The 14,340-nt window shown below is 69.9% G+C and carries 13 protein-coding genes and 1 pseudogene; 7 read left to right on the top strand and 7 right to left on the bottom strand.

The genetic code is table 11. From position 1 onward, the window contains the following. Positions 1-56 precede the first annotated feature (56 nt). The 5 genes from JHE00_RS09985 to JHE00_RS09965 form a co-directional block, all read right to left on the bottom strand. Entirely contained in the window at positions 57-1,883 is a 1,827-nt protein-coding gene (locus tag JHE00_RS09985) for a phosphoenolpyruvate carboxykinase (GTP) (protein ID WP_200317208.1), read from the bottom strand. 333 nt (positions 1,884-2,216) lie between these two features. Further along, positions 2,217-2,915 (bottom strand): hypothetical protein, encoded by a 699-nt coding sequence (locus JHE00_RS09980; RefSeq protein WP_200317206.1) that lies wholly within the window; start codon positions 2,913-2,915, stop codon positions 2,217-2,219. A gap of 85 nt (positions 2,916-3,000) precedes the next feature. Further along, positions 3,001-4,851: a dynamin family protein gene (locus JHE00_RS09975; protein ID WP_200317204.1), complete on the bottom strand. Its 1,851-nt coding sequence runs from the start codon at positions 4,849-4,851 to the stop codon at positions 3,001-3,003. 51 nt (positions 4,852-4,902) lie between these two features. Continuing rightward, positions 4,903-5,340 carry a nucleotide exchange factor GrpE gene (gene grpE / locus JHE00_RS09970; RefSeq protein ID WP_200317202.1) on the bottom strand — a complete coding sequence of 146 codons (438 nt, stop codon included), beginning with the start codon at positions 5,338-5,340 and terminating at the stop codon, positions 4,903-4,905. After that, positions 5,337-6,932, bottom strand: a complete 1,596-nt coding sequence (locus JHE00_RS09965; protein ID WP_200317200.1) for a dynamin family protein — start codon at positions 6,930-6,932, stop codon at positions 5,337-5,339. The genes grpE and JHE00_RS09965 overlap by 4 nt, the downstream gene beginning before the upstream one ends. 136 nt (positions 6,933-7,068) lie before the next feature. Here JHE00_RS09965 and JHE00_RS09960 point away from each other — a divergent pair, with 136 nt between their 5' ends. Together JHE00_RS09960 and JHE00_RS09955 are read left to right on the top strand one after the other, a co-directional pair. Then, positions 7,069-8,235 (top strand): sensor histidine kinase, encoded by a 1,167-nt coding sequence (locus JHE00_RS09960; protein ID WP_443678455.1) that lies wholly within the window; start codon positions 7,069-7,071, stop codon positions 8,233-8,235. Next, positions 8,232-8,888, top strand: a complete 657-nt coding sequence (locus tag JHE00_RS09955) for a response regulator (protein WP_200317199.1) — start codon at positions 8,232-8,234, stop codon at positions 8,886-8,888. Before JHE00_RS09960 ends, JHE00_RS09955 begins: the two co-directional genes overlap by 4 nt. Here JHE00_RS09955 and JHE00_RS09950 read toward each other — a convergent pair. After that, positions 8,885-9,811: pseudogene (locus JHE00_RS09950) on the bottom strand (SDR family oxidoreductase). The gene JHE00_RS09955 and the pseudogene JHE00_RS09950 sit on opposite strands and share 4 nt — an antisense overlap. After that, complete coding sequence (locus JHE00_RS09945) at positions 9,808-10,383, bottom strand: TetR/AcrR family transcriptional regulator (RefSeq protein WP_200317198.1); 576 nt, start codon at positions 10,381-10,383, stop codon at positions 9,808-9,810. Before JHE00_RS09945 ends, JHE00_RS09950 begins: the two are co-directional and overlap by 4 nt. Positions 10,384-10,648: 265 nt before the next feature. Between JHE00_RS09945 and JHE00_RS09940 the strand changes: the two genes are divergently transcribed. From JHE00_RS09940 to JHE00_RS09920, 5 genes are all read left to right on the top strand, one after another. Continuing rightward, positions 10,649-11,590: an ABC transporter ATP-binding protein gene (locus JHE00_RS09940; RefSeq protein ID WP_200318290.1), complete on the top strand. Its 942-nt coding sequence runs from the start codon at positions 10,649-10,651 to the stop codon at positions 11,588-11,590. Between the two features lie 29 nt (positions 11,591-11,619). Further along, a complete protein-coding gene (locus JHE00_RS09935; protein WP_200317197.1) occupies positions 11,620-12,387 on the top strand; it encodes an ABC transporter permease in 768 nt (255 codons plus the stop codon). A gap of 279 nt (positions 12,388-12,666) precedes the next feature. Then, positions 12,667-13,161 carry a hypothetical protein gene (locus tag JHE00_RS09930; protein WP_230423704.1) on the top strand — a complete coding sequence of 165 codons (495 nt, stop codon included), beginning with the start codon at positions 12,667-12,669 and terminating at the stop codon, positions 13,159-13,161. A 22-nt stretch (positions 13,162-13,183) separates the two neighbouring features. Beyond that, positions 13,184-13,882, top strand: a complete 699-nt coding sequence (gene trmB, locus JHE00_RS09925; RefSeq protein ID WP_200317195.1) for a tRNA (guanosine(46)-N7)-methyltransferase TrmB — start codon at positions 13,184-13,186, stop codon at positions 13,880-13,882. After that, positions 13,879-14,313 (top strand): MarR family winged helix-turn-helix transcriptional regulator, encoded by a 435-nt coding sequence (locus tag JHE00_RS09920; RefSeq protein WP_200317194.1) that lies wholly within the window; start codon positions 13,879-13,881, stop codon positions 14,311-14,313. Before trmB ends, JHE00_RS09920 begins: the two co-directional genes overlap by 4 nt. The last annotated feature ends 27 nt before the right edge of the window (positions 14,314-14,340 follow it).

Below are 14,340 nucleotides of genomic sequence, written 5' to 3'. Positions count from 1 at the left end.
AAAAGCCGCCGGGGGCACCGCGATCGCGATGCCCCCGGCGGCTTGGTCCGGTTTGGTCAGCCGAGGCGCTGCTTCAGCGCCTCGAGCTCGTCCCGCAGGCTCGAGGGGACGCGGTCGCCGATCTTGGCGAACCAGTCCTCGATCAGCGGGATCTCCTGGCGCCACTCGTCGAGGTCGACGTCGAGCGAGGCCTGGATGTCGGCCAGCGGCTCCTTCAGACCGTCGGTGTCGAGGTCCTCGGCGCGCGGCACGAAGCCGACCGGGGTCTCGGTGGCCGAGGACGTGCCCTCGATCCGCTCGACGATCCACTTGAGCACGCGCGAGTTCTCGCCGAACCCGGGCCACAGGAAGCGCTTGTCGTCGCCGCGGCGGAACCAGTTGACGTAGAAGATCTTCGGCAGCTTGGCGCCGTCGGCGTTCTTGCCGACCTCGAGCCAGTGCTTGAAGTAGTCACCGGCGTGGTAGCCGAGGAACGGCAGCATCGCCATCGGGTCGCGGCGCACCTCGCCGACCTTGCCGGCGGCGGCGGCCGTCTTCTCCGACGACATCGTGGAACCCATGAACACGCCGTGCTGCCAGTCGCGCGCCTCGGTGACCAGCGGGATCGTGGTCTTGCGGCGGCCACCGAACAGGATCGCCGAGATCGGCACGCCCTTCGGGTCGTCCCACTCCGGCGCCAGCGTCGGCACCTGGGCGATCGGAGTGCAGAAGCGCGAGTTCGGGTGTGCGGCGGGCACGTCGGACTCCGGCGTCCAGTCGTTGCCCTTCCAGTCGGTGAGGTGCGAGGGCGTCTCGTCGGTCATGCCCTCCCACCACACGTCACCGTCGTCGGTGAGCGCGACGTTGGTGAAGACCGTGTTGCCCTTGTCGATGGTCTTCATCGCCACCGGGTTGGTCTTCTCGCCGGTGCCGGGCGCGACACCGAAGAGACCGAACTCGGGGTTGATCGCGTAGAGCTGGCCGTCCTCGCCGAACCGCATCCACGCGATGTCGTCACCGATGGTCTCGGCACGCCAGCCGGGAATGGTCGGCTGCAGCATGGCGAGGTTGGTCTTGCCGCAGGCGCTCGGGAACGCGGCGGCGACGTAGTACGCCTTGTTCTCGGGCGAGATGAGCTTGAGGATCAGCATGTGCTCGGCGAGCCAGCCCTCGTCGCGGGCCATCGCCGAGGCGATGCGCAGCGAGTAGCACTTCTTGCCGAGCAGCGAGTTGCCGCCGTAGCCCGAGCCGTAGCTCCAGATGGTCCTGGACTCGGGGAAGTGGCTGATGTACTTGGTGTCGTTGCAGGGCCACGACACGTCGGCCTGGCCGGGCTCGAGCGGAGCGCCGACCGAGTGCAGCGCGGGCACGAACTCGCGCTCGGAGCCGTCCGCCCGCACGAACTTCTCGAGCGCCCTGGTGCCCATGCGGGTCATCACGCGCATCGAAGCGACGACGTAGGCGAAGTCGGTGACCTCGATGCCGAGCTTCGGGTTCTCGTCGCCGAGCGGCCCCATGCAGAAGGGGATGACGTACATCGTGCGACCACGCATACAGCCCCGGAACAGCTCGGCCATCGTGGCCTTCATCTGGTCCGGGTGCATCCAGTTGTTGGTCGGTCCGGCGTCTTCCTCACGCTCGGAGCAGATGAAGGTGCGCTCCTCGACCCGCGCGACGTCGCTAGGGTCGGACGCCGCCCAGTAGGAGTTCGGCCTCGCCTTGAGCGGCACGAACGTGCCTGCCTCCACGAGCTCGGCATTGATGCGTTCGGCCTCCTCGTCGGAACCGTCCACCCACACCACTCGGTCCGGGGTGGTCAGCTCCGCGACCTCCCGCACCCAGGACAGCACGCCACTGTGCGTCGTTGGCGCGTTGTCCAGCCCGGGGATGGCTACTGCAGTCATCTCGTCTCCTGTCTTCGACGACAAGAGCCCACACCGAACTTCGTCGTCCGAGTGCGGGCTCCGTTGCCGGCGACCGAATGGCTCGCGCGCACCGTCAAGCGGTGTGCTGGTTTTGGGGATTCCCTGAGAGTAGCGGGCACACCCGAGCTGGACCGAGCCCTGACCTGTCGGTTCTCTCACAAGAACGATCAGGGAATCGATTCAGTTCTTGCTGAATCGCGACAGGTGGAAAGACTTTCCTGTTTTCACGACGAAGCCCCGGTACGGCTTCCGTACCGGGGCTTCCTGGATATGTCTGATTCGACCTTTTCGTGATCGGCTGCCGGCGCCGGATCAGTTCTGGCTGATCCACTGCCCGGTGGCCGAGTCGATCTTGGCGACGCCCTCGACGGTGTCCTGCCCGCCGCTTCCGCCCCACAGACTGTCGCTGCTGTCGCTGCCTGCCGAGGCGCCCGTGCCGCCGGTCTCGGACCACTCGCCGTCGCCGGTGTGCTCGAGAACCGTGGACTGGCCGTCGGGACCGATCACCACCGCGACGTCGGCCTCGCCGTCGCCGTCGACGTCGGTGAACGCGACGGTGTTGCCGCTCTCGTCCTCGACCACGGCGGTGTCGTTGACGCCGTCCTCGTTGGTGTCGACGGTCGCGGGCCCGACCTGGAGCTCGCCCTCGGGGAAGTCGGCGGTGATGGTGCCGCCCGCGCTGGTCTGCTGGTCGGTGGAGTCGCCACCAGGAGCGCCGGGCTCGACCGACACCCAGTCGCCACTGGCCTCGTCGAACTCCGCGTGGGCCACGACCTCGCCCTGCGCGTCGAGGGCGATGTACTCGTCGGCGACACCGTCTCCGTCGACGTCGACGAACGCCTGACCACTGCCGTCGGCCTGCTCGATGACCGCCGTGTCCTCGACACCGTCTTCGTTGATGTCGAAGTTGACGTCGGCGGAGTACTCCTCACCGTCGACGGTGATGGTCATCTCGTCCGAGGTGCCGGTGGCGTCGGTGGTATCGGAGGAACCACTCTCGTCGACCCACACTGGGAACTCCCCCTCTGGTCAGGCTGCTGGCTTGTTCTGTGTTTCTGACTCACGTTATGCCGGTTCGGTTCCCCACACCAGGCTGTCAACTCTCCCGGGGCCGGTCGCGCAGCGCCCTGATGCGGGCCAGGAAGCTGTCGGCTCGCGCCTGCGCGTCGGCCATCTCCTTACTGCGCCTGGTGACCGACGAGAGCGACTTCGCACGCTCCTGCGCGTCCATCTTGATGGTCTTGTCGACCTCTTTGAGCTCGGCCTCGATCGCCTCGATCCGCCTGCTCAGCGCGTCGTCCAGAGCGAGGGCCAGCTGCTGCTCGGCCTCGATCAGCTGTTCGGCGACCAGCTGGTCCAGCGTGGAGCGGGCCTCGGCGATGGACTCGACGAGCCACTGCTTGGTGTGCTGCTTGTCCGCGGCGTGCCTACGGGTTCGGGCCATCCACCAACCCGCACCGAGCCCGATGACGATCGTCGCTGGCAGTACGACCGGATTGAACAGCGCGAAGCCGGCCAGCGGAGCCGCCGCCAGCTTGGCCGCGCCCGCGCCACCCGACACTCCCATGAAGACGAGCAGCTTGTCCTCGGCGGTCGGCGGCCGCTTGTCCGGCGGCCGGAGCACCACGGGCGGCCCGCCCGCGCGCGCGAACTGTGCCCTGATGATGTCGAGCTCCTCCGGGGAGAACAGCTCGGCCAGCGCGACGTCGGTGACGTGGTTGAGCCGGTGCGCGAGCTGCGCCGACACCGACTGCGAGATCGACTGCAACGCCGCGTCGACCTGCTGCGGCAACTGGCCGAGCTCGTCGCGGCTCGCCGCGTCGATGCCCTGACGGAAGTACGACTGTGCATCGCGCATCCGCCTGCTTCCCTCGTGGCCGAGCTCGACACGCGTGCGCTGCACCTCGCCGCGCAGCTTGAGCTGCCAGCCCCTGGTGGAGGAGCGCCGTTCGACGGTGAGCTGGTCGCGCCGCGCGCGCAGCTGTTCGGCCTCGGACTCGCCTGCCGACAGCGCGCGCTTCTCGGCGTTGAGCTTGGCTTTCTGCTCCGCGAGCGCGCTGGAGAGCGCGCGCAGGGTGTTGGCCTCGCCGAGCATCACCGAACGCCCGACCAGCAGCTCCTGCACCGCGCCCTGCAGCTCGGCGACACCGGACTTCTCCCGCAGCATGGTCGCGGCCTGCTCGTTCGGCGCCTTGGCCGCCATCTCGAACATCCGCGCCGACACCGCGTGGAACGGCGCGTCCGCGAACCGCGGCGCGTGCTCGGCCAGCAGCTCGCGATCGGCGGCCAGCACCTCCCGCCAGCCGCGGAACTGGTCGATCTTCGACAGCGCGAACAGCACGGTCTCGACCCGGTCGGCCATGTTGCGCAGGAAGAGCAGCTCGGTGGACGTGAACGGAGCCGACGCGTCGACGACGAACAGCAGCGCCGTGGCGCTCGCGGCCGCCTCCATCGCGAGCTCGCCGTGCATGGAGTCCAGCCCGCCGACCCCGGGGGTGTCGACCACCGACACCCGCTCCAGCAGCGGAACCGGGCCCGAGACCTCGACGTAGCGCGGCGGCAGCTGGCCCTCGGGCAGCTCGTGGTTCACCGACACCCAGCGGGGCAGTTCCTCCAGCGGGAAACCGACGGGCGCGAGCTGGCCGGGATAGCACGCCTGGGCGAGCCATTCGTCGGAGTACTCGAACGACAAATAGGTGGAGGTGGCCACGTCTGCGTCGACCGGAGACAGTCCCTGCGTGGCGAGCAGGGCGTTGACCAGCGAGCTCTTGCCGCGGTTGGTCTCGCCGACCACCACCACCGACGGCTTCTGCGACCGGGCCCTGCGCTGGTCCTCGACCCATTTCGCGGCCTGCGGGTCGGCGTCTCGCAGCAGGGCGAGCAGCTGCTCACGGGCCTGCTTGACCTGTGCGGGCAGGGTCGGCTTGCCGGGCGAAGGGGTGGTCACGTCTAGATTCAACCAGCGGCGCGGGGACGCACCCAGAGGGGCGGTCCGGAGCTAGCGCCGCGTGTAGACGGTGACGATCGGCGCTCGCAGCAACCGGTCGTGGTCGAGGAAGCCGACGACCTCGGTCTCGGCGACGGTGCCCTCGAGGCTCGCGTCCTCGGTCGGCACGGCGCCACCCGCCTCGTGCAGCGTGGGGTCGAACCGCTGGCCGTCCGGCCGCAGTGCGTGCACACCGATCGCGGCGAGCCCCTGCTCGATGCGCTCGACGACACCGCCACTGCGAGCCCGGTCCATCGCGTACAGGCACAGCTGGATGAGTGCCTGGCGATCGGCGAGCGCCTGCTCGGGGGCGACCGGCGAAACGGCTACTCCTACGGTGTCCACATCGGGTTCCGACGCGTCGTCCGCCGGTGCGGTTCCCTCCTCCGCCGGAATCTGTCCCGTCGGCGGCTCGGGGTCGGCGGAGCCCTTGCGGAACCACGCGTTCATCGAGCGCCGCCGCCGGACTCGCGCAGCTGCTGCCAGATGAGGAAGTACGCCCGGTGCACCACGTGGGCCACGCGGCTCTGCGCGGGCGTCGCGCCGAAGGACGCGAACGAGCGCCACCACCCCGCCCGTTCCAGCGCGTAGGTGACCAGCTCGGCGTGCGGCGTGGCACCCGGTTTGCCGAGCTGAGCGGGGATCTCGGCGTTGCTGCCCACGCGCAACACCTCCTCGCTGAGGTCCTCCGGCATGTCGACGGCGCCGGACGCGACGAGCGTGAGCGCCTCCAGCAGCCGCAGCTGGTGGGCCTCCGGCTTGGCGAGCAGCACCTCGATGGCGTCGTGCACGCGCTGCCGCTCGGCGGGGTCGCCGGACGCGTGGGCCAGCGCCGTCACCGACGCCAGCGCCGCGGCGGCCTTGATGCCGTCGGCGCGCGCGGCGAACACGGTGGACAGCCGCGCCCGCACGGCTGCGAGCCCCGAGGCGTCGAGCAGCCTGCGCCGCAGCGTGCCCGCGGTGATCTCCGGATCGGCGCGCACGGCCTCGACGCCCTGCCGGATGCCGAACAGGTCGAGCTTCTCCAGCAGCCGCACGCGCACCCCGGCCGGCACGTCGCACTCCCAGCTGGTGAACATGTCCGCCGAGATCAGCATCATCTCGAGGATGTCGTCGTCGAGGTTCGCGAGCCTGCCGAGCGCGTCCGCGTCGGCCGAGGTGAACTGACCCGACTCGGCCGACTCCGCCACCAGCCCGATCACCGGCAGCACGTCGGCGACCCTCGGTTTGAGGGTGGCGGCCTGCTTCTCCGCGAGCATCGACGCCGCCAGCCACACGTCGCCGCCCGAGCCCTCGACCGACTCCGGCGTGATCGTGTCCGCCTTGTTCAGCACGGCGATCGCGTTCACCGGGCCCGCCTCGCGGCTCGCGGTGGCCGCCGTGAACGCCGCGAGCGCCTGCTGGTCGTCGGCCCTGACGCCCTGGGTGACCACGTAGAGCACGGCCTCGGCTCCCGCCACCGCGTTGCGCGAGGTGTCGTCGAGCTCGTCGGAGCCGGCGTCGTCACCGTCGATACCGTCGCCGCCGTCGCTCGCCGTGGCCGCGCCGAGCAGCTGCTCCGTCCTCGACACCGACGCCGCGTCGAGCGAGCCGAGGCCCGGGGTGTCGATCACGGTCATGCCCTGCAGCACCGCGTTGGTCAGGTAGGCCTCGACGTGCGAGACCTCGTCGATGTCGACACCGAGCTCCGCGGGGATCATCCCGTCCGGCGCGAACGGCAGCACCTGCTTGCGGCCGTCGGTGAACACCACCTCGATGCGGTCGACCGTGCCGTACTGGAAGCGGGTGACCAGGCGAGTGCACTCACCGATGTCGGTCGGGGCGACACGTCGGCCGATGAGGGCGTTGACGAGCGTCGACTTGCCGGACTTGATGCGGCCTGCCACCGCGACCTGCAGCGGAGCGCCCAGCCTGCGCAGCACCTCGGCGAACCCGGCCGCCGTGCGCGGCGAGACCTGCGGCTGCAACCGCCTGCACAGGTTCGCCACCGACGTCGACAGCGGGCCGGCCAGCCGTCCGCCCTGCTCCGCCGGTGCCGTCATGCCGCCCCCTCTCGCCGCTCGCGGACGATCCTCCCATCGAGTCATCCCTCGCTCGCAGCCAAGGTGCTACCGCAGGAGGACGCCGTCAGCGCGGCCGGCACCATACTGTGGGCTCGTGCGACGGCTGAGTCTGTGGATGCGAGCGCATCCGATGGTGGGCGACAGCATGATCGCGCTGCTGGTCCTGCTCATCGACCTCTCGGCCTTCTTCGTGGTCCAAGCTCAGCCCGACGGGACGGTGCATGGCTGGCAGGTCACGGTTCCCGTCGACATCGCGATGGTGGCGCCGCTGGTGCTGCGCAGGAAGTTCCCGCTGCCGTTCGCCTACGCCGTGCTCGTGCTCGGGGTGGTGCACAGCGCGCTGGGGCCCGGACTCGCAGCCGCACTCACCAGCGGCATCGCCGTCTACAGCGTCGTCGTCTACGCGGGACGCAAGCAGGGCGCGGTGTACCTCGCGCTGACCCTCGCGACGAGCGTGGCGCAGCTGTTCTTCCAGCCCAGGGACGAGTGGCTGGTCAACCTGATCGTCTCGGTGCTGGTGCTGCTGCTGTGCTGGGTGCTCGGCGAGTTCGTCGGCGCGCGGCGTGCCTACCAGGGCGAAGTGGAGGCTCGGTTGCATCTGCTGGAGACCGAACGCGACCAGGCCACCCGCATCGCCGTGGCCGAGGAGCGTGGCCGCATCGCCCGCGAGCTGCACGACGTGGTGGCCCACGCGGTGAGTGTGATCGTGGTGCACGCCGACGGCGCCTCCTACGCGATCCGCAGCAAGCCGGAACTGGCCGAGCACGCCATCCGCACGATCTCCGAGACCGGCAGGGACGCGCTCGGCGAGCTGCGCAGGCTGCTCGACGTACTGCGCGGCGAGGACGACGACGAGCCGAGGGTGCCGCAGCCGACCACCGCCGACCTCACCGAGCTCGCCGAATCGATGCGCACCGCGGGCCTCGGCGTCGACATCGAGCTCGACGAGCTGGGCGAACTGCCGGCCGGGGTGTCGCTGGGCATCTACCGGATCGTGCAGGAGTCGCTCACCAACGCGCTCAAGCACGCCGGCCAGGGGGCGCGCACGAAGGTGCGGGTCAGGCGCAACCCCGACGTCGTGACGGTGGACGTCAACGACGACGGAGCAGGCAAGGCCCACCAGCTGACGACGGCGAGCGCGCAACGGCCCCTTTCTGGCGGCAACGGCCTGATCGGCATGCGCGAACGGGCCCACGTCTACGGCGGCACGCTGCACGCGGGGCCTAGCCCGGGTGGCGGGTGGCACGTGAGCGCGCGGCTGCCCGTTAGGTTGGACCCGTGATCCGGGTGTTGTTGGTGGACGACCAGGAACTCATGCGCGTCGGTTTCCGCATGGTGCTCGGCGCGCAGGACGACATCGAGGTGGCCGGCGAGGCCGCCAACGGGGCCGAGGCGGTGCGTCTCGCGGCCGAGCTGCGGCCCGACGTCGTGCTCATGGACGTGCGGATGCCGGTGCTGGACGGAGTGGAGGCGACCAAGCGGATCGTCGACGACGCCACGTCGAAGGTGCTGGTGATGACCACGTTCGACCTCGACGAGTACGTCTACTCCGCGCTGCAGAGCGGCGCGAGCGGCTTCCTGCTCAAGGACACCCCGCCCGATCACCTGGTGTCGGCGCTGCGCTCGGTCGCGCTCGGCGACGCCGTGGTCTCACCGGCGGTGACCAAGCGGCTGCTCGACCGTTTTCTCGGCGACGGCAGGGTGCCGCCGCGCGACGCGTCGGTGCTCGACGTGCTCACCGACCGGGAGCGCGAGGTACTGACGCTCGTCGCGAAAGGCCTGTCGAACACCGAGATCGCGGGCGCGCTGTTCCTGTCAGAGGCCACGGTGAAGACCCACGTCGGCCGGATACTGGCCAAGCTCGACCTGCGCGACCGTGTGCAGGCGGTGGTGCTCGCCTACGAGACGGGACTGGCCAGGCCCGGAGCCGGTTAGCGGTACCTGGCCGGATCGGCCTGCACAGGGTCGAGGCCCGGTGTCACGACGTCGGCCATCCAGCGGCCGAAGTCCGGCTGGCTGCCGTCGACATCGGTGACGCCGTAGGTGCGCATGAGCGTCCACGACGCCAGTGCCTGTCCCGCGAACCGGCCGACGTCGCCGTCCCGCGCCAGCGAGACGACCCCGCGCGCGAGGTAGTAGGGCGTCTGGCGGCACCGCGAAGTGCGGATCGGCCGCGGTCGCGTCGCGCCACGTGGCCTCGGTGACTCCGAAGTGGTCGAGCATCGCCTCGGAACGCAGGAACCCCGGCGCCACGGTGAGCCCGGTGCAGCCCTGCTTCGCCAGCTCGGCGCCCAGTGCCCTGCCGATGGCGCGCACGCCGGACTTCACCAGGTAGTAGGCCACACCCGCGCCGACGTAGTCCTCGGTGTCGCCGTCGGTGACCTCGATCGCGAGGCCGCCCTCGCGCCGCACCAGCAGCGGCAGCAGCCGGTGCAGCGCGATCAGGTGGGTCTCCAGCCCGTTGCGCACCATCGTGAGCGCGTTGTCCAGATCGGACCCCAGAAGCGCGAGGCGAAGTCGGCGTAGGGGTCGCCGCCCCACACGTCGTCCACCAGCACGTCGAAGCGCCCCTCTACTTCGGACTCGATGCGCGCGACGAGCGCATCCACGTCGGCCACCACGGAGAAGTCGCAGCGCACCGGGATACCCCTGCCGCCCGCTGCGTCCACCAGTTCGGCGGTCTGCTCGATGGTCTCCGGCCTCGCCATCGCCGAGCGCCGCTCGCGCGTGCTGCGCCCGGTGACGAACACGGTGGCGCCCGCGCGCCCCGGTTCGACGGCGATGGCACGCCCGCACCCGCGCGTCGCCCCCGTGACCACCGCGACCCTGCCTCGCAGGTCCCGCACGGACTCGGTCATGCGTACCAGCTCCCCACTATCGAATCGACGTCCTCGGCCAGGCGGTCGGACAACGCGCCACGCGGCCGGATCGACCAGTCGAGCGCCGCGCCGTTGACCGTCGCCAGCAACGTGCGCGCGGCGATCTCGGGAGAGGGCCCCCGCCACCCGGTGTCCACCGCGAGGATGACGAGCGAACGGAGCTCCGACTCCAGCGCCGCGTAGTGCTCACCGAGCAGCGAGCGCAGGTCGGAGTCGGCGAGATCGGCGGCGAGCTGACCGAGACTGTTGGCCGCCTCTGCGGCGTCGCCGAGTCCCGCATAGACGGTCACCAGCGCGTCCCGCAGCGCCTCCCTCGGCCCCGCGGCCGCGCCGGCGGCGTCGCGAACTCGAGTGATCGCCTGCTCGCGCCCTGCCTTGCTCAGCGCCTGGAGCAGCCCTTTCTTCGAGCCGAAACGCTGGGCCACGCTGCCGACCGCGACCCCGGCCTCCTCGGCGACCTGCGCGAGTGTGAACCCCGAACCCGCTCTGCTGATCACCGCTCCGGTGGCCGTCAGCAGGCGCTCGTCACTGATGCTCCTCGGTCGCGCCATGGTAGTTATTGAACCGCAGTTCATTAACCCTCGCCACCGAGTTCAGGGTCAACTCAGGGTCATCACCGATCGGCAGGGAGCGGCCGAATCGGCCAAGCTACGACCATAGGCGAATCCCAAGTTAGGTCTCGAGGATGACGCGCGAAGGGGTCCCCGTCGGAAACGATGGTCTCAGCGCGGGCGGACCGGCCACGGGGGAACGCCAGGAATGCCACGCACACTTTGCAAGCGTCACAGCGGCGGCCAGTCGCACCAGGAGGACATGATGATCGAGGCACAGGGCCTCACCAAGCGGTACGGCAAGACGCTCGCGGTGGACAACCTGACGTTCAGCGTCACGCCGGGCAAGGTCACCGGCTTCCTCGGCCCCAACGGCGCGGGAAAGTCCACCAGCATGCGCATGATGCTCGGCCTGGACAACCCGACCGCGGGACAGGTTCGCATCGGCGGCAAGCGCTACCACGACCTCGACCATCCACTCCGGACGGTCGGCGCCCTGCTCGACGCCAGGTGGGTGCACCCCAACCGCTCGGCGAAGGCACACCTCGCGTGGATGGCGAAGTCCAACAAGATCTCGCCGCGTCGCGTGGACGAGGTACTGGACATCGTCGGCCTGAGCAGTGTCGCGAACAAGCGCGCCGGCGGTTTCTCGCTCGGCATGTCGCAGCGGCTCGGCATCGCGGCCGCGCTGCTCGGCGACCCCGAGGTGCTGCTGTTCGACGAGCCCGTCAACGGCCTCGACCCCGAGGGCATCCTCTGGATCCGCAAGTTCATGCACCGGCTCGCCAGTGAGGGCCGCACGGTGTTCGTGTCGAGCCACCTGCTGTCCGAGATGGCGCTCACCGCCACCGAGCTCGTGGTGATCGGCAAGGGCAAGCTGATCTCGCAGACCACCACCGACGACTTCGTCGCCCGCGCCAGCGAGAACAGCGTCAAGGTGCGCAGCCCGCAGCTCGCGGTGCTGCGAGGCGCACTCGAGGGCGCCAGCGCCACGATCACCGACTCCGACGACGGCATTCTCGTGTCCGGTTTGGACAGCGACAAGATCGGCGAGATCGCCATGGAGCAGGGTGCGGTCCTGCACGAGCTGAGCCCCCAGCGCGGTTCGCTCGAGCAGGCGTTCATGCAGATCACCGGCGACTCCGTGGAGTACCACGCCGATCTCGAGACCGAGGCGCAGCAGGCGCTGGCCCCCACAGCCAACTGACGAGCCACCACCGAAACCGAGGAAACACGATGACACTGCTCGCAGTCGAACGGATCAAGCTGCTGTCCACCCGGTCGCCGTGGTGGTGCGCGATCGTCGCGCTCGTGGTGACCACCGGCTTCACCGCCCTCATCGTCGGCAACGCCAGCGAGGACTTCCCGGCCACCGTCGCGACCACCCAGTTCGGGTACAACTTCGGGCTGGCCGTGATCATGGTGCTGGCCGCACTGGCCATCACCACCGAGTACCGCTTCGGCACCATCCGCACCACGTTCCAGGCGGTGCCGAACCGCGGCGCGGCACTGGTCGCGAAGACCACGGTGATCGGCCTGCTGGCGCTCGTGATCGGCGAGATCACCGCTTTCGCGTGCTACGGCATCTCGCTGCTGCTGCAGCCCGAGGCCGACCTCGCGCTCAACAGCACTGCCGACTGGATCAACGTCGCCGGCGTGGGCGTGCTCTACGGGCTCGCCGCCGTGATCGCCGTCGCCGTCGGCATCCTCGTGCGGCACAGCGCGGGCGCCATCTCGCTGCTGATGATCTACAGCCTCGCCGTCGAGGGCCTCGTCCAGCTCATCCCGAACATCGGCGATGACATCTACAAGTGGCTGCCGTTCAACGTCGCCAACAAGTTCCTGATGGGCGACGGGACGTCCAACGGGTCCAGGGCAGCCGACGCCGGGATGCCGCTGTCGACCAGCCCGCTGAGCCCCGGCTGGGCACTGGCCTACTTCGCGGCCTTCGCCGCGGTGCTGCTGGCCGCCGCGGTGGTCACGGCGAAGAAGCGCGACGCGTAACCGCACAGAACCACCACAGGGGAAAAATCCGGACCTCAGCCGCGAAATTCGGGGGCGGCGGGATCGGATAACGGGGAAAGAAAAAGAGGCTCGGACCGCAATTCGGGGGCAGTCCGGGCCTCTTTCTCGTGTTCAGGCGATTAAGAACGCGTTAACGACGTGTGAGCACCCCCACTTCGGGCACTGAAACCGCGCTCAACAGGGGATATTGGGAACCACCCGTCAGGACTTCCACGGAGGTGACCCTTGACGGTGACAGAGATTCCCCGCCTGGAACCGATGGTCGAGCTCGAGTGGTCTCGGGCCATCGAACTGCCTCGCGACTCCCGCTCCGCGAACACGCCTGCCGAAATGCGAACGGCGTGGATCCACCGGGCTCCGGAAAAGAAGGTCCTCGCGCTCTATCGAGCCGCGTGCGCCATGGAGGGACCGGTGCCCTCACCGTGGTGGCTGCGGGCCGTCGCGGCGGGCCAGCTCGGCAGTCGTGAGGACGGCTTCCGGGTGGAGGACCGCATCGACAAACTGCTCACCAAGCGGCCCGGCTGGGAGTTCGTGCCGTGGGCCGCCGACGGCGAGTCGGGCTACTGGGAGTTCATGCCCTCGGAGGGCGGCCGGTCGGGTCACCGCATCCCGACCACGGTGCTGACCACCGAACGGCACGACGGCTGGATCGACGTGCTGCCCGCCCACAGCCTCACCACACCGGAGCCCATCGCGGTCGCGGGCCTCGCCGGGTTGCGCGCCCGGCTGGGGGAGTTCGAAGCGGTGCGCTGAGCCGCGGCTATCGTGCCTGCTCGTGGAGAGCGAGCAGGAGCCGCGGCTGCGTAGCGTCGTCAGCTACGTCAAGCGCGGCGGACGGATGACGGTCGGCCAGCAACGTGCGTGGGAGACCGCGTGGCCGCAGCTGGGCCGCACGGTGTCCGAACTCGCGCCGGGAACGATCGACTTCGCGGAGTGGTTCGGCCGCGCCGCCCCCGTGGTGCTGGAGATCGGCTCCGGCATGGGGGAGACGACCTCGCAGCTCGCGGCGGCCGCGCCCGAGGTGAACTACGTCGCCGCCGAGGTCTACGAGGCCGGGCTCGGACAGCTGATGCTGCGCGCCGAGCGGCTCGGCGTGGTCAACCTGCGACTGCTCCACGGCGACGCCGTTCCGCTGCTGACCCAGCACGTCGACGGGGACTCGCTGGCAGGCGTGCGGATCTTCTTCCCGGACCCGTGGCCGAAGAAGCGCCACCACAAACGGCGGCTCGTGCAGCCCGACTTCGTGAAGCTGGTCGCCTCGCGGCTCGCCTCCGGCGGCACCCTGCACCTGGCCACCGACTGGGAGAACTACGCCGAGCAGATGCTCGAGGTCTGCGAGGCCGAGCCGGCGCTGCGCAACCGGTTCGACGGCTGGGCGCCCCGGCCCGAGTGGCGGCCGGTGACCAAGTTCGAGCAGCGCGCCGAGGAGGAGGGCCGCGTGAGCAGGGACCTGATCTTCGAGAAGCTGCCGTGACCGGCGGACACGAGGTGCGCACCGCTTACCTCGTGAAGCGGCTGGAACAGGCCGTGCGCGGACATCTCGAGTCGGTGCTGCGGCCACACGGCCTCACCACCGCGCAGTACACGGCGCTCACCACGCTGCGCGGCCAGCCGGGGCAGTCGTCGGCGCAGCTGGCCCGGCGTTCGTTCGTGAGCGCCCAGACGATGCAGGAGCTGGTGACGAGCCTCCAGCGCCGCGGCCTGGTCGACAAGGCGCCCGCTCCCGGCAACCGGCGCGTGCTGCACGTCAGCCTCACCGACCAGGGTGAGCAGGCGCTGGCCGAACTGGACGACGAGGTGGACGCACTCGAACGCGAGATGCTCGCCGACCTCGACGAGGCGCAGGTCGAGGCACTGCGCCAGGCGCTGCGCTCGTGTTCGCGCAGGCTCACCGACCTCAGGTGAAGAGCCCCGCCACCTGTCGGTGACGGG

Source organism: Prauserella cavernicola, from assembly GCF_016595675.1.
Taxonomy (GTDB): domain Bacteria; phylum Actinomycetota; class Actinomycetes; order Mycobacteriales; family Pseudonocardiaceae; genus Prauserella_A; species Prauserella_A cavernicola.
This window is presented reverse-complemented; position numbering and strand designations above follow the sequence as displayed.

Excerpts from the sequence above, each read along its gene's own strand:
- JHE00_RS09985 (WP_200317208.1), bottom strand. The coding sequence starts at position 1,883 with ATGACTGCAGTAGCCATCCCCGGGCTGGACAACGCGCCAACGACGCAC.
- grpE (WP_200317202.1), bottom strand. The coding sequence starts at position 5,340 with ATGAACGCGTGGTTCCGCAAGGGCTCCGCCGACCCCGAGCCGCCGACG.
- JHE00_RS09965 (WP_200317200.1), bottom strand. The coding sequence starts at position 6,932 with ATGACGGCACCGGCGGAGCAGGGCGGACGGCTGGCCGGCCCGCTGTCG.
- JHE00_RS09960 (WP_443678455.1), top strand. The coding sequence starts at position 7,069 with ATGCGAGCGCATCCGATGGTGGGCGACAGCATGATCGCGCTGCTGGTC.
- JHE00_RS09945 (WP_200317198.1), bottom strand. The coding sequence starts at position 10,383 with ATGGCGCGACCGAGGAGCATCAGTGACGAGCGCCTGCTGACGGCCACC.
- JHE00_RS09940 (WP_200318290.1), top strand. The coding sequence starts at position 10,649 with ATGATCGAGGCACAGGGCCTCACCAAGCGGTACGGCAAGACGCTCGCG.
- JHE00_RS09935 (WP_200317197.1), top strand. The coding sequence starts at position 11,620 with ATGACACTGCTCGCAGTCGAACGGATCAAGCTGCTGTCCACCCGGTCG.
- JHE00_RS09930 (WP_230423704.1), top strand. The coding sequence starts at position 12,667 with ATGGTCGAGCTCGAGTGGTCTCGGGCCATCGAACTGCCTCGCGACTCC.